The organism is Nocardioides sp. F233 (assembly GCF_057813895.1).
In genome coordinates this window covers 220,294-233,325 of record NZ_JBVASH010000006.1, presented here as the reverse complement: position 1 = coordinate 233,325, position 13,032 = coordinate 220,294, and the positions used below count along the sequence as shown (strand labels likewise).

The window sequence follows — 13,032 nt, the reverse complement described above, 5'->3', positions numbered from 1 at the left end:
CGGGCCTCACGACCCCTGCGAGCCGAGGGTGGTCAGGTCTGCGGCGCCGCCCTCGGTCGGGGTGGTGAACGGGGACGCCGAGCCGGCCGGGGGCGCCGTGGTCGTGGTGGCCGGCGGGGTGGTGGCCGGCGGCTCCTCGGACTGGCGCCCGTTGGCGCCGATCCGGGTGATCGCCGCGCGGGCCCGCTCGACGGTGCCGTAGATCATCGCGCCGCCCCGGACCTCCTCCTGCGTGGACTCCTGCAGGTCCGCGACCTCGAGGTCGGAGACCTCGTAGACGTGGGAGAGGCCGGGGACGTCGACGCCGCGGTAGATGACGACGTACCCGTCGCTGTCGCCAGTGCCCTCGCCGACGTAGTACTTCTGCTGGCTCCACCAGTACGCCGTGCCGACGGCGATCCACACGATGCCGAGCACGATCGCGGCACCCAGCAGGCGCCGGGCCCAGGCGAACCGTGGCGGCGGCTGGGGCGCGTAGCGCAGCGCCTCCGGGTCGACGATCGGGTCCTCGGGGATCGCGTAGCCGACGCCCGGGATCTCGGCGGGCACCGGCTCGAGCTCACCGGTGTCGCCCGAGCGGTGGCCGCGGAACAGGCTGCGCGCCCGCCGCCGGCTCATGTCGGCGGCCGCACCGACCACCATCGGGTCGGCCGGCGGGTGCTCGGACGGGTCGACCACGTCGGCCACCACGCAGGTCACGTTGTCGGAGCTGCCGGCGTCGAGGCTGGCGCGCACCAGCTCGATCGAGGAGAACTCGGGCGTTCCGTGGGATAGCAGCTCGGTGAGCCGGTCGTCCTCGAGCACGCCGCACGCGCCGTCGCTGCACAGGAACAGCCGGTCGCCCGGCACCAGCTCGAGCGCGAACAGGTCGGGCTCCACGTCGTGGAGGCCGTCGAGCGCCTTGAGGATCAGGTTGCGGTGGGGGTGGACCCGCGCCTCCGCCTCGGTGATCCGGCCCTCGTCGATCAGGCTCTGCACGAAGGTGTGGTCGTTGGTCAGCTGGGACAGCTCGCCGTCGCGCAGCAGGTAGGCCCGCGAGTCGCCGATGTGGCCGACCGCCAACCGCTGCCCGTCGAAGAGCGCGACCGTCGCGGTGGTGCTGGTGCCGTTGAGGGCGGGGTCCTGGTCGACCTGCGCGCCGATCGAGACGTGCGCCTCGTGGAGGCCGTCGTTGACCCGGTCGATCACGTCGACCGAGCCGGGCGACTCGTCGAGCTGGCGCAGCTCGCTGATCGCCGTACCGGAGGCGATGTCGCCGCGCGCCGCGCCGCCCACGCCGTCACAGACGGCGAGCAGCCACGGGCCGGAGTAGCCGGAGTCCTGGTTGTCCTTGCGCACCCGGCCGACGTCGGAGACGGCGTACCCGTCGAGCTGGAGCAGTGGGCGCGTCACGGGGAGGGGTACGTCGACCGTGTCGGGCTGGGGGTCGTGCGGCACCTCGTCCGGCTCGGCCGGGAAGGTCTCGTCGCTCATCTACTTCCTCAGCTCCACGATGGTCTTCCCGACCCGGATCTGCGAGCCCAGGCCGACCGGGACGGGCTGGGTGAGTCGCTGGCTGCCGAGGTAGGTGCCGTTGGTGGAGCCGAGGTCCTCGACGTACCACTGGCCGCCGGACTCGACGATCCGCGCGTGCCGGGTGGAGACGTAGTCGTCGTCGAGGCGGATCGCCGCGTCGTTGCCGCGCCCGATGAGCACCGGCGCCTGCGACAGGTCGGCCACGATGCCGGTGTTGACGCCCTGCACGACCTCGACCTTGGTCGGCTGGCCGCGGCGCGGGCTGGCCGGCTTGGGCGCGCGCGGCTGCTTGCCGGGCGCAGCCGGCGCGGGCACGCGGGCACCGAACATGTCGGAGCGGATCACCGAGATCGCGGAGAGCACGAAGATCCACAGGATCGCGAGGTAGGCGATCCGGACCAGGAACAGGGTCAGCTCAGACACCGTCCACCACCTGACTTGTCTCCTGGAGCAGTCGGAGGACCAGGGACGTGTGACCGATCTGGACCCGGGAGCCGTCACGCAGGGCCGCGCGAGCGACCTTCTGGCCGTCGACGCGGATGCCGTTGGTCGATCCCATGTCGTGCACCTCGACGTGGACGGTGCCGGCGGTCGTCGTACCGGGCTGCGGGGTGGGAGCCGTGATCAGGAACTCGGCGTGTCGCCGGCTGATGCCGGGGTCGTTGATCCTCAGGTCGGCCTCGCTGCCGCGCCCGACCACCAGGCCCGGCGCCCGCAGCGGGTGCTGCGTGCCGTTGACCTCGAGCACCGCACGGGTGCGCTGGCTGCTGGAGCGGCGGCTCTGGTCGGTGACCTCGGCCTCGGCCTGGCTGCGCACCCGGAACCGCCCGGTCCCGAGGTCCTCGGCCGACTCGAACACGATCCGGATCGGGCCCGGGAAGACGTAGGACTGCAGCTCGGCGTGCTCGGTCAGCTGGGTGGCCAGCTCGGTCGCCAGCGCGGAGTCGTACGGCGCCAGCCGCTCCAGGTCGCCCTCCGACAGCTCCACGACGAAGCTGTTGGGCACCAGCCGCCGCTGCCGCGACAGCACCTGCGCCTTGTTGTCGAGCTCGCGCTGGAGCGCCGCAGCCACCTCCACCGGCTGCACCGCACTGCGGAAGGTGCGCGCGAACACGCCGGAGATCGCCTGCTCGAGCCGCTGCTCGAACCGCTGCAGTCCACCCACGTCGCTCGCCCTCCTTCCGCACGCCTCAGTCGCCGAGCCCCCTGCCCGACGGTTCCACGATCGTATCGGTGGCGCCTCGTCGTACCCGGGACCTTGGCTGCCGCACCCCCCGTTTTGGGCGTGGGGTGATGGCTGGGATAACCTTGCCCGGCTGTTGCATGACAGTGACGCGCGAGTGGCGGAATAGGCAGACGCGCACGGTTCAGGTCCGTGTGTCCGAAAGGACGTGGGGGTTCAACTCCCCCCTCGCGCACGTGAGAAGGCCCCGGTCGAGAGACCGGGGCCTTCGTGCTTCTCGACCCGCCGGCGCTCGCGGCCGCGGAGCGTCCACGACGTGATCAGTCGGCGGCCTCGCGGTCGGTCAGGTCGTGCAGCAGGCGGTCCACGCTGCCCCGGAAGGCGGGGATGCTGACCTCGCCGTCCTGGCTGGCCCGCATCAGGTCCCCGGCGAGCTCGCGGACCTTGACGTTGCGGTTGCGCGACCACCACCGCAGCATCGAGAACGCTGCGTCCGGGCCGAAGCCGTACACCATCATCAGTGCGCCCTTGGCCTGCTCGATCACGGCCCGGTGCTCCGCGCTGGCCTCGACGGCGGCCTGCGCGGCGTCGCGCGCGACGGCGTCGAGGTCGTCGGTGAGGTCGATGAAGTAGCCCTCGATGGTGGTGACGTCGTCCGGGTCGCACACCGCCCGCTGGCCGACGAGCACCACCGATCGCTCCACGTCGTCAGCGCCGGTCAGCTGGTAGGCGATGCTGAAGGGAGCCGCGGTGGCGACCATGGCGTCCAGGGCGTCCTTGATCCGGGTCGCATCGTCGGGTGCGGCGGCGTCCAGGACGGTCTGCAGGGTGGGCTCGACGGTCGTGGGTGCGAGCCCGTGGATGCGGTAGGTCTCGGTGTCCCACTGCCAGTCGCCGGTCGCGAGGTCGAAGGCGAACCGGCCAGTGACGGCTTCTCGCTCGTCGGCCATCACAGCAGGATCGCAGACCCCCTCGATGCTCCGCCAGCAGCGGCGCAACCGGTTCGAGGGGCCGGAGACCGACTGCCGTCGATCGCTCGGGGGTACCGCGAGGTCACGGCGAGTCGGGGGCTGCAGACTCGTGTCTTGTCGAGGTTCTCGGGGTCGAGAATCCTGCCCCGGGGGCCGCCTCGAACAGCCGGGCCGGCGACGGATCAGACCGGTGTGGTGTAGCGCAGCTTGTGCACCTGCAGGATCGCGGTGGTCTCGACGCTGGTGACGCCGGGGATCGGGTTCACCTTGTGGCGCAGCAACTCCCACAGCTGACTGCCGCGATGGCGGCGGAGGGCCGGGCCGACGAGCTGCACCTCGAGCGCTTCGCCCCCGCAGCCGTCATCGCCCCGGCCGACGGGAGCGGCGGCTTCGAGGTCGAGCTGGCGAGCAGTGGCCGGCTGGTCGACGTACCGCCCGACCAGAGCGTGCTCGACGCGGTCCGGGCCGCCGGGGTGGACGTCATGCCACGTCGATGCTGATCTGCGTCTCCCGGGACGCGTGCCCGCGGCTCGTGCTGGACCTCTGATCGCCAGCGGTCAGGGACGCTGGGTGAGCCAGCCGGGCAGGTCGCCGACGGGCCGGTTGCCGGCGATCCGGGCGAGAGCGTCGACCATGGCGTCGTACTCGACCGCGCCGAGCTCGCTGCGCCAGCGATCGGCGACGCGTTCGAAACCGGCGGCGCTCGCGGCCAGGAGCTCGTCGGCCCGAGGGGTGCGCCGCAGCAGTACCGCGCGCCGGTCGCCGGGGACCGGCTCCCGGAGCAGGTAGCCGGCGTTGGCCAGGCCCGCGGCGGTCTTGGCCGCGGCCTGCTTGGAGACGCCGAGGCGGTGGCCGAGCTCGTTGATGGTGCAGCCGTCGGGGCCGATCGCCTGGAGGGCGAAGCCGTGCAGCGGGCGGGCCTCGGCGTGTCCCTGCTCGGCGAGCTCGGCGTGGAGTGCGTCGACGCCGTCTCGGAAGGCGCCGGCGAGCAGCAGGATCACGCGCCACGCGGGCTCGTTCACGACATCGCCTCCTGATCGACAACCTGGTTGACGGTATCGCACGTGCGGTCTACTGTGATCGACAACCACATTGTCTATATCGAGGAGCAGAGATGTCGGTTCTCAAGATCGCCCGTGCGCAAGCCCGGGTCACGACCACTCCGAACGCCACGATGACGACCCTCGCGTCGCCGACCCAGGGCGGCTCCGGGCCGCTGAGCCTGTGGCGCGTCGACATGGAGGCCGGCCAGTACGGTCCGGAGCACGCCTTCGACGTCGAGCAGGCCTGGCACCTGCTGGACGGGGTGGCGACCGTCGTCGTCGATGAGCGGTCGATCGAGCTGGCCGCCGGCGACACCGTGGTCCTCCCGCGCGGCAGTCGCCGGCGGATCGGTACGTCGACCGGGGCTGCCTTCGTCGTCACCGGTCCCGCCGACGGGCTCGCGACCCCGCTCGGCGACGGCGCCGGGGATCCGGTCGCACCGGCCTGGATCCGGTGACCGCCGGGCGGTGAGCGGCGTCACGCCAACAGTTGGTTGACATGTCAACGTGTTTCCGAGATGGTTGACTCATCAACCAAAGTCCTACCGCCTCAGGAGCCAGCACCATGAGCGAGTCCACCGCCCTCACCGACATCACCGGCGACTACACCCTCGACACCGCGCACAGCCGCCTCGGCTTCGTCGCGCGCCACGCGGTGGTCACCAAGGTCCGCGGCCAGTTCACCGACTGGAACGCGACCGCTCACATCGACACCGCGAACCCCGCCGCCTCCTCGGTCACCGTGACCATCAACCCGGCCAGCGTCTCGACCGGCTCCACCGACCGCGACGGTCACCTGACCTCGCCGGACTTCTTCGACACCGCCGCGTTCCCCGAGTGGAAGTTCGTCTCCACCCACGTCACCCGCGACGGCGACGAGTGGGCCATCACCGGCGACCTGACCATCAAGGACACCACCAAGCCGGTCACCATCGAGTTCGAGGAGAACGGCTCCGCCAAGGACCCGTTCGGCAACATCCGCGTCGGGTTCGAGGGCGACGTCACCGTCAACCGCAAGGACTGGGGCCTGACCTGGAACGCCGCACTCGAGACCGGCGGCGTCCTCGTCTCGGAGAAGATCAAGCTCGAGTTCGACATCTCCGCCATCAAGAACGCCTGAGCTCCACCAGCACCACACCGGCCCGTCACGCTCACGCGCGGCGGGCCGGTGTCGTCGTACGGCGAAAGCGCCGAAGGTCCGGGGCTGTCGCGTCGGTCCCGGCGGTGCCACGCTGGGAGGACACCCGTCGTGAGGAGCCCATCCATGAGCACGTACCAGGTCGGATACTTCGTCGGCAGCCTCTCCTCGACCTCGATCAACCGGATCCTGAGCCAGGCCCTGATCAACCTGGCGCCGGCGGACCTCGCGTTCACCGAGATCCCGATCGGCAACCTGCCGCTCTACAGCCCGGACTTCGACGCCGACTACCCGCCCGAGGCCCGGGCGCTGAAGGACGCCATCGCGGCCTCGGACGCCCTCCTGTTCATCACCCCGGAGTACAACCGGTCGATCCCCGGCGCGCTGAAGAACGCGATCGACTGGGCGTCGCGGCCGTGGGGGCAGAACTCCTTCGACCACGTGCCGGCAGGCGTCATCGGCGCCTCGATCGGCCAGATCGGGACGGCCGTCGCGCAGCAGAGCCTGCGCGGGGTGCTCAGCTTCTGCAACGCGCGCCAGATGACCGCGCCCGAGGCCTACATCTACTTCAACCCCGAGGTGTACGTCGACGGGCAGGTCACCGACGAGGGCACGGCGGACTTCCTGCGCGGCTACCTGACGGAGTTCCGCGACCACGTCGAGCGCGTGCTGACGGTGCTGCCCCGCAACCCCTAGGCATCGACCGCTGCGGTCACGGGGCGCAGCTGGAGCACGCGGACTTCGTCGCGCACCACTGGACGCCCGATCCGCGCCGGCCGTGGCGCCGCGTTGAACCCGAGCACCCCTGCGACGACGAGCACCAGCGCCACGGCCAGGCCGGTCCCGATCGCCTCACCGAACAGCGGTACGGCGGCCACGGCCGTGACGACCGGGCTGAGCGCGCCGCCGACGGCGGCGACACCACCGCCGAGCGTGCGGACGGCGTGGGTGTAGCAGAGCGTGGAGAGCAGACCGGTGCCGATGCCCTGGAGGACGACGAAGGACAACAGGTCGGTGGGGCGCACCGATCCGGTGAGCAGGTGGGAGGGCGCGAGGCCGCTGAGCATCACCGCGAGCGCGGCGACGGTCGAGCCGGCGCACACGCCGACGACGATCTCCAGCGGCCTCAACGAGGTGCGCTGCAGGCCGAGCGTGTAGACCGCCCACACCGCGCCGGCCAGCAGCAGGACGCCGATCCCGCCCGGCCCCGCGCCGTCGCCGATCATCGTCGCGCTCGCGACGACGCCGGCCACGATCGCGCCGAGCGCAGCCCAGGCTCGCGGTGACACGGTGCGCTGCCGCAGGAGCAGCAGGGTGACGAACAGCGGCACCGTGCCCGGCACGAGCAGGCCGGTGAGGCCGGCGCTGGTCAGTCGTGCACCGAGCGCGAACAGCAGGTAGTGCGGCAGGCCGCCGGCCAGCAGCAGTACGACGGTCGCGGCCCGCTCCCGGGCGAGGGCCCGGAAGGTGCGGGGGAGGAGGGGCGCCAGCACCAGGAGGGGTACGGCGAAGCGCACCAGCGCGGCGTCGTGCTCGGTCAGGGTCGAGCCGCCGATCGCCCGCGACGACAGGGCGAAGGACGCCCACAGCAGCACGGTCGCCGCGAGGGCGACGTACCCGGATCTCCTCATCCCGCTCTCGTTCACGCCGCAAGATTAGGGAAATCGTGACGGCAGGCGATTGCCGAAAATGCCTCAAGAAACGGGATCTGTAGCAGGATCTGCCACATGACGACCCTCGACGCGATCGACCAGCACATCCTGCTCGAGCTGCAGCTCGACGGCCGGCTCACCAACCAGGAGCTCGCCGACCGGGTCGGGCTCTCGCCGTCGCCGTGCCTGCGCCGGGTGCGGGCGCTGGAGCAGGCCGGGGTGATCACCGGCTACCGCGCCGTCGTCGCGCCGGAGACCGTCGGCCTCGCGATCACCGCGTTCGTCCGGCTGACCCTGTCGTCGCACGCCTCCGAGGTCGTCGACGCGGTCGAGCGCGAGCTGCGGGACGTCCCGGAGATCACCGAGGCCTACCTGCTGGCCGGCGACGCCGACTACCTGGTCAAGGTCGTCGTCGCGTCGTTCCCGGCCTACGAGGCGTTCCTCCGCGACCGCCTCCGGGGGATCCCGTCGCTCGCGTCGATCGAGACCACCTTCGCCTTCGGTACGACGAAGGAGGTCTCGCCGCTCGCGATCAGCTGACCAGCACCGGCTCCTGCGCGGGAGCCGTCGAGGCAACGGGGCGCCGGGCCCGCCGCGGCCACGCCTTCTCCCCGAGCAGCACCAGCACCGCCGGCAGCACGACCAGCCGGATCACCGTCGCGTCGATCAGGATCGCGGCGGACAGCCCGACGCCCATCATCTTCATCTCCATCATCGACAGCGTCGCGAAGATGGCGAACACCGAGACCATCACGGCGGCGGCGCTGGTGATCACGCCCGCGGTGTCGGCGATGCCACGGTGCACGGCCTCACGCGCCGGCAGGCCGCGGTCGACGAGCTCACGGATCCGGCTGAGCACGAACACGTGGTAGTCCATCGACAGGCCCACGAGCACGACGAGGACGAAGATCGGGATCCACTCGATCACGAAGCCGGGGCTGGTGAAGTCGAGCAGGTCCGCGCCGACGCCGTGCTGGAACACGATCGACAGCAGCCCGAACGCGACGCCGACCGACGCCAGGTTGAGCACGGTCGAGACCAGGCCGAGCAGCACGCTGCGGAAGGCCAGCACCATCATCACCATCGTCAGCAGCAGCACGAACCCCAGCAACCACGGCATCCGCTGGTCGCGCTGCTGGTTGTGGTCGAGCGACTCGGCCGCGCCGCCGCCGACCGCCCAGGAGCTGTCCGGGCCGAGCCGGTCGAGCGCGGCCGGAGCGAGCGAGGACCGGAGCCGCTCGATCGCTGCGGTGGCCCGGTCGTCGGACTCCTCGTAGGGCAGCGGCAGGTCGACGACCGACGTACCGCCGTCGTTGGAGGTGCGTACCTGCACGCCGTCGGTGGCGAACCCGTCGCGTCCCGCCGCAGCGGTGAGCCGCTCGAGAGCAGCCCGGACCTCGTCCTCGGGAGCGCCCGTCACGACGACCTGCGCGGCCGTCCCCTCGGCGGGGAACGCCTTCGTGATCGCCCGCAGCGTCTGCACGGCGGGGATGTCGGCGGGCAGGGTCTCGAGGCTGGCCTGGTGGGTCTTCATCCCGAAGGCGGGTACGGCGAGCGCGACGATCCCGACCGACGAGACGACCAGAGCGGCGACGGGGTGCCGGACCACCGGACCCAGGATGCGGCCGCTGATCGTGCCTGTGGGGACACGTCGGGTCAGGCGCCACAGCAGCGGCAGCCGCGGCCGGTCGACCCAACGGCCGAGCTTGACCAGCAGCGCCGGCAGCACGGTGATCGAGCCGAGGACGGCGACCGCGACCACGAGGATCGCGCCGGTGGCCAGCGAGTTGAAGGTGACGTCGGAGAGCACGAACAGCCCCGCCAGTGCGGCGATCACGGCACCGCCGGACACGAGGATCGCGTGGCCGGAGGTCTCGGCGGCGATGGCGACCGCGTCGAGCGTCGTACGGCCGGCGGCGCGTTCCTGGCGCTCCCGCTTGAGGTAGAAGAGCGAGTAGTCGACGCCGACGGCCATGCCGATCAGCACGATCATGCTGAGCACCGTCGACTCGGCCGGGACCAGCCACGAGATCGGCGCGCTGATGCCGATCGTCGCCGCGACGCTGGTGGCGGCGAGCAGCACCGGCAGCCCGGCCGCGATCAGCGCCCCGAACGCCAGCAGCATCAGCACCAGCGTGATCGGCAGGCTGATGAACTCCGCGGAGTGCAGGTCCTCGCCGACCCGGTCGTTGATCGCCTCGTCGATGGTGACGTCGCCGGCCTGCGCGACCACCAGGTCCGGGTGCGCGTCCTGCACGGCGGCGGTCACGGCGAGCAGCGGCGCGGCGTCGACCTCGTCGGAGGACAGCTCGATCGGGACGAGGAGGGCCGTCCCGTCCGCACTCGGTACGACGTCACCGACGCCCGCCACACCGGGCGCCTTCCGCATCCGGTCGGCGAGCTCGGCCGCCGCGGCCCGGCCGTCGGTCACGTCCAGCGCGCCCGACCTGGCCCGGACCAGCACGCTCTCGGACGGCGGCGTGTCGAGACCGGCCCGCTCGATCGACGCCTCGGCCCGGCCGGACTCGCCCACCCGGTAGTCGGCGTCCTTCACGTCGTTGGTCGAGACGGTCGCGGCGAGGCCGACCGCGACCACGACGAACGCCAGCCAGGCGCCGATCGCGCGCCACGGGTGGGTGGCGCTCCAGCGGGCAGCCCGGGTGGGCAACGCACTCAGGGAGAGGGACATGAGGACTCCTGGGGAGAGAAGGAGAGGGTGGTTCCACCCTCCCGACGCCGGAGCCCCGGGTCAGGGGTGGAGCGTCCCGACCGGTGGTGGTGCCTGCACCACTGCACGATCCGCGCTCGTCGGTGAGGATGGAGCGGTGCAGCCCGTCCCCACCCGCCGCGTCGGCCCCCTCAAGGTCACCGGTGTCGCAGGTGCACAGGTCCTCCTGCTCGTGCCGGTGATCGTGGTGTTCGTCCTCGTCGTGGTCAGCAGCGTCCTCACCGTCGTGTGGATCGGCATCCTGCTGCTGCTCGCCGTGCTGCCGCTGGGCCGGCTGATCGCCAACGCCCACCGGCGGATGGCGGCCGAGGTGCTGGAGGAGCCGGTGCCCGCGCCGTACCTGCCGGTGCCGCCGGGACCCCTCCTCGGCCTGCGCGCGCGGGCGCTGGACCCGGCGACCTGGCGCGACCTGCTCTGGATGCTGTGGGCGATGACAGGAGGATTCGTCCTCTCGTTCCTGGTGTTCCTGCTGATGGTCGCGGTCGTGACCCTGCCCCTGTGGTGGTACGCCGCCGTGCCGCTCATGCGGGCCCGCTCCTGGGTCGACCGCGCGATCCTCTCGCCCGGACGCACCGAGGCGCTCGAGCGCCGGGTCCACGACCTCACCGCGTCCCGCGCTGTCGTCGTCGACCACTCCGCCGCCGAGCTGCGCCGCATCGAGCGCGACCTGCACGACGGCCCGCAGGCCCGGCTGGCCGCGGTGTCCCTCAGCCTCGGCCTGGCCGACGACCTCTTCGAGACCGACCCCGATGCCGCGCGGAAGCTGATCAACGAGGCCCGCGGTACGTCGTCCACCGCGCTCGGCGAGCTGCGCGACGTGGTCCGCGGCATCCACCCGCCGGTGCTCGCCGACCGCGGCCTGACCGGCGCGGTCTCCGCGCTGGCTCTGGACATGGCGGTGCCGGTGGAGCTGGCGCTCGACGTACCCGACCGGTTGCCGGCGCCCGTCGAGTCGGCCGTCTACTTCGCGGTCGCCGAGTGCCTGGCCAACACGGCGAAGCATGCGCACGCCAACCAGTCCTGGGTGACGTTGCACCACGACGGGAGGGTGCTGCGGGCCGAGGTCGGCGACGACGGCCGCGGCGGCGCGGACCTGCGCGGCGGGTCCGGCCTGCCGGGGGTGGCCGCGCGGCTCGCGGCCTTCGACGGCATCCTGTCGGTGTCGAGCCCGTCCGGGGGACCGACCGTCGTGAGCTGGGAGGTCCCGTGCGCATCGTCCTCGCCGAAGACCACGCGCTCCTGAGGGCCGGCCTCACCCAGCTCCTCGAGGCCAAGGGCTTCGAGGTGGTGGCCGCGGTCGACAACCTCACCGAGCTCGAGCGGGCGCTCGACGACCCGAGCGCAGAGGCGGCCGTGGTCGACGTACGGATGCCGCCGACGTTCACCGACGAGGGCCTGCGCGCCGCCATCGCCGTCCGGGCGCGGCGCCCGGGCTTCCCCGTGCTCGTGCTGTCGCAGTACGTCGAGCAGCTCTACGCCCGCGAGCTCCTGGCGAGCGGCGAGGGTGCCGTGGGCTACCTGCTCAAGGACCGCGTCTCCGACGTCGCCGAGTTCGTCGACGCACTGCGCCGGGTCGCCGGTGGCGGCACCGTCCTGGACCCCTCGGTGGTCGCCGCCGTCCTCGACCGCCGGCGCGACACACCCGTGGACCGGCTGACCGAGCGGGAGCGCGAGGTGCTCGCGCTGATGGCCGAGGGCCGCGCCAACGCCGGGATCGCCCAGGCACTTGTCGTCACCGAGAAGGCCGTGGCCAAGCACATCAACAGCATCTTCGCGAAGCTCGACCTGCCGGCCGACGTCGACGACCACCGCCGGGTGCGGGCGGTGCTGGAGTGGCTGCGGTTCTAGGGGCGGGGCCTGATCATCGGGCGAGCTCGTCGAGCAGTGCCCGGGCCGCATCAGGACCGAACGGGAGGGCCTCGGTCCAGCCGCGGCAGCGGCCGCCGCTGGGCGAGAGCTGGATCCGTTTGCCGAGCGCGTCGACGACGCCGGCGAGCCGCGCGTCGAGGTCGGCGGTGCGTCGTACCAGCGCCACCAGCCGGCGTTGGCTCAGCTCGGCGACCTGCGTCGTCGCGGGCAGCCCGTCGCGGACCAGCTCGGCTGCCGTCGCCCGTCGCAGCGCGGCCTCGAGCCTGCCGAAGCCGTCGTCCACGTCGTCGCGGACACCCGACAGCTCGACCACGGCCAACGCATGGGTGCGGGCGATGTCGGTGTCGACGAGCCAGCCGTTCCCCGCGGCACGGTAGAGCGCGGCCACCTCGGACTGGACGTGCTGGATGCTGCTCAGTCCGGTCGTCGGGTCCGCGCAGGTGAGCCCGTTGTAGCGCTCCTGGACCGCGTCGGCCCACGCCAGCGCGACCCGGCGCACGACCGGCGGGGGAGCAACGTCCCCCTCGACGGCGAGATGGGTGTCGTCGAGCTCGGCGAGGCACACGTCGAGGCCCTCGCCGTCCTGGGCCGCGGACCTCCCGAAGTCGCTCGCCGCCTCGTCGGTCCCGGTCCGGTGCGCCAGGGCATCGGCGAGCATCCAACCGCGCCGCGGTACGACGGCGGACGGCCGGGTCCGGTCCGCAGGCGCGGCGCGCCTGCTTCGGAGCCGGCTCACGGAGTCGCTCCCGGGAGGGGGCGCGAACGGCGCGAGGTCGTCGGTCGGGTCGAGTGGAACACGGGTCCTCCGGTCGGCAAGGTGGCGGACGTCCTCCCTCCGGACGTCCACCACAGGCCGGACACCGAAGGGCCGCCGGCCTTACGGCACTCGTGGTGACGACCTCGCCGGACCGGGTGGAAGAAGTCCCACGGACT

The 13,032-nt window shown here is 72.3% G+C and carries 15 protein-coding genes and 1 tRNA gene; 8 read left to right on the top strand and 8 right to left on the bottom strand.

Annotated elements, in window-relative coordinates; all coding sequences use genetic code 11:
- Window positions 1-6: 6 nt before the first annotated feature.
- Genes ACZYRU_RS21995 through ACZYRU_RS21985 form a run of 3 tightly spaced genes read right to left on the bottom strand, consistent with a single transcriptional unit; the run spans window position 7 to window position 2,680 of the window.
- Window positions 7-1,473: a PP2C family protein-serine/threonine phosphatase gene (locus tag ACZYRU_RS21995; RefSeq protein ID WP_488959230.1), complete on the bottom strand. Its 1,467-nt coding sequence runs from the start codon at window positions 1,471-1,473 to the stop codon at window positions 7-9.
- On the bottom strand, window positions 1,474-1,938 hold the full coding sequence (locus tag ACZYRU_RS21990) for an FHA domain-containing protein FhaB/FipA (protein WP_179728620.1): 465 nt from the start codon (window positions 1,936-1,938) through the stop codon (window positions 1,474-1,476). It abuts the gene before it with no gap.
- Window positions 1,931-2,680 (bottom strand): FHA domain-containing protein, encoded by a 750-nt coding sequence (locus ACZYRU_RS21985; protein ID WP_488959229.1) that lies wholly within the window; start codon window positions 2,678-2,680, stop codon window positions 1,931-1,933. The genes ACZYRU_RS21990 and ACZYRU_RS21985 overlap by 8 nt, the downstream gene beginning before the upstream one ends.
- 169 nt (window positions 2,681-2,849) lie before the next feature.
- Between ACZYRU_RS21985 and ACZYRU_RS21980 the strand changes: the two genes are divergently transcribed.
- A tRNA-Leu gene (locus ACZYRU_RS21980) sits at window positions 2,850-2,933 on the top strand.
- Window positions 2,934-3,018: 85 nt separating this feature from the next.
- On the opposite strand, the gene ACZYRU_RS21975 is transcribed toward ACZYRU_RS21980, so the two are convergent.
- Complete coding sequence (locus tag ACZYRU_RS21975) at window positions 3,019-3,648, bottom strand: ANTAR domain-containing protein (protein WP_488959228.1); 630 nt, start codon at window positions 3,646-3,648, stop codon at window positions 3,019-3,021.
- 323 nt (window positions 3,649-3,971) lie between these two features.
- On the opposite strand from ACZYRU_RS21975, the gene ACZYRU_RS21970 reads away from it, so the two are divergent.
- Complete coding sequence (locus ACZYRU_RS21970) at window positions 3,972-4,169, top strand: hypothetical protein (protein ID WP_488959227.1); 198 nt, start codon at window positions 3,972-3,974, stop codon at window positions 4,167-4,169.
- Between the two features lie 57 nt (window positions 4,170-4,226).
- On the opposite strand, the gene ACZYRU_RS21965 is transcribed toward ACZYRU_RS21970, so the two are convergent.
- The gene (locus tag ACZYRU_RS21965) at window positions 4,227-4,691 is read right to left on the bottom strand and encodes a MarR family winged helix-turn-helix transcriptional regulator (RefSeq protein WP_488959226.1); all 465 of its coding nucleotides are present in this window, start codon (window positions 4,689-4,691) and stop codon (window positions 4,227-4,229) included.
- A 92-nt stretch (window positions 4,692-4,783) separates the two neighbouring features.
- Between ACZYRU_RS21965 and ACZYRU_RS21960 the strand changes: the two genes are divergently transcribed.
- The 3 genes from ACZYRU_RS21960 to ACZYRU_RS21950 all read left to right on the top strand — a co-directional run bounded on the left by ACZYRU_RS21960 (window position 4,784) and on the right by ACZYRU_RS21950 (window position 6,546).
- Window positions 4,784-5,170, top strand: coding sequence for a cupin domain-containing protein (locus tag ACZYRU_RS21960; protein ID WP_488959225.1), 387 nt, complete (start codon window positions 4,784-4,786; stop codon window positions 5,168-5,170).
- 107 nt (window positions 5,171-5,277) lie between these two features.
- Complete coding sequence (locus ACZYRU_RS21955) at window positions 5,278-5,832, top strand: YceI family protein (protein ID WP_488959224.1); 555 nt, start codon at window positions 5,278-5,280, stop codon at window positions 5,830-5,832.
- Between the two features lie 144 nt (window positions 5,833-5,976).
- Window positions 5,977-6,546, top strand: a complete 570-nt coding sequence (locus ACZYRU_RS21950; protein ID WP_488959223.1) for an NADPH-dependent FMN reductase — start codon at window positions 5,977-5,979, stop codon at window positions 6,544-6,546.
- On the opposite strand, the gene ACZYRU_RS21945 is transcribed toward ACZYRU_RS21950, so the two are convergent.
- The gene (locus ACZYRU_RS21945) at window positions 6,543-7,481 is read right to left on the bottom strand and encodes an EamA family transporter (protein WP_488959222.1); all 939 of its coding nucleotides are present in this window, start codon (window positions 7,479-7,481) and stop codon (window positions 6,543-6,545) included. The genes ACZYRU_RS21950 and ACZYRU_RS21945 overlap by 4 nt on opposite strands.
- 96 nt (window positions 7,482-7,577) lie before the next feature.
- On the opposite strand from ACZYRU_RS21945, the gene ACZYRU_RS21940 reads away from it, so the two are divergent.
- Window positions 7,578-8,042, top strand: coding sequence for an Lrp/AsnC family transcriptional regulator (locus tag ACZYRU_RS21940; protein WP_488959221.1), 465 nt, complete (start codon window positions 7,578-7,580; stop codon window positions 8,040-8,042).
- Here ACZYRU_RS21940 and ACZYRU_RS21935 read toward each other — a convergent pair.
- Window positions 8,035-10,191, bottom strand: a complete 2,157-nt coding sequence (locus ACZYRU_RS21935; protein WP_488959220.1) for an MMPL family transporter — start codon at window positions 10,189-10,191, stop codon at window positions 8,035-8,037. The two genes, ACZYRU_RS21940 and ACZYRU_RS21935, sit on opposite strands and share 8 nt — an antisense overlap.
- 136 nt (window positions 10,192-10,327) lie before the next feature.
- Between ACZYRU_RS21935 and ACZYRU_RS21930 the strand changes: the two genes are divergently transcribed.
- Together ACZYRU_RS21930 and ACZYRU_RS21925 are read left to right on the top strand one after the other, a co-directional pair.
- Complete coding sequence (locus ACZYRU_RS21930; RefSeq protein ID WP_488959219.1) at window positions 10,328-11,473, top strand: sensor histidine kinase; 1,146 nt, start codon at window positions 10,328-10,330, stop codon at window positions 11,471-11,473.
- Window positions 11,437-12,078, top strand: a complete 642-nt coding sequence (locus ACZYRU_RS21925; RefSeq protein ID WP_488959218.1) for a response regulator — start codon at window positions 11,437-11,439, stop codon at window positions 12,076-12,078. Before ACZYRU_RS21930 ends, ACZYRU_RS21925 begins: the two co-directional genes overlap by 37 nt.
- A gap of 13 nt (window positions 12,079-12,091) precedes the next feature.
- On the opposite strand, the gene ACZYRU_RS21920 is transcribed toward ACZYRU_RS21925, so the two are convergent.
- A complete protein-coding gene (locus ACZYRU_RS21920) occupies window positions 12,092-12,835 on the bottom strand; it encodes a hypothetical protein (RefSeq protein WP_488959217.1) in 744 nt (247 codons plus the stop codon).
- Window positions 12,836-13,032 lie beyond the last annotated feature (197 nt).

Bases quoted from the DNA above. Each gene is read 5' to 3' on its own strand.
- ACZYRU_RS21995 (WP_488959230.1), bottom strand. From the start codon at position 1,473: ATGAGCGACGAGACCTTCCCGGCCGAGCCGGACGAGGTGCCGCACGAC.
- ACZYRU_RS21975 (WP_488959228.1), bottom strand. From the start codon at position 3,648: ATGGCCGACGAGCGAGAAGCCGTCACTGGCCGGTTCGCCTTCGACCTC.
- ACZYRU_RS21970 (WP_488959227.1), top strand. From the start codon at position 3,972: ATGGCGGCGGAGGGCCGGGCCGACGAGCTGCACCTCGAGCGCTTCGCC.
- ACZYRU_RS21960 (WP_488959225.1), top strand. From the start codon at position 4,784: ATGTCGGTTCTCAAGATCGCCCGTGCGCAAGCCCGGGTCACGACCACT.
- ACZYRU_RS21955 (WP_488959224.1), top strand. From the start codon at position 5,278: ATGAGCGAGTCCACCGCCCTCACCGACATCACCGGCGACTACACCCTC.
- ACZYRU_RS21950 (WP_488959223.1), top strand. From the start codon at position 5,977: ATGAGCACGTACCAGGTCGGATACTTCGTCGGCAGCCTCTCCTCGACC.
- ACZYRU_RS21945 (WP_488959222.1), bottom strand. From the start codon at position 7,481: ATGAGGAGATCCGGGTACGTCGCCCTCGCGGCGACCGTGCTGCTGTGG.
- ACZYRU_RS21940 (WP_488959221.1), top strand. From the start codon at position 7,578: ATGACGACCCTCGACGCGATCGACCAGCACATCCTGCTCGAGCTGCAG.
- ACZYRU_RS21935 (WP_488959220.1), bottom strand. From the start codon at position 10,191: ATGTCCCTCTCCCTGAGTGCGTTGCCCACCCGGGCTGCCCGCTGGAGC.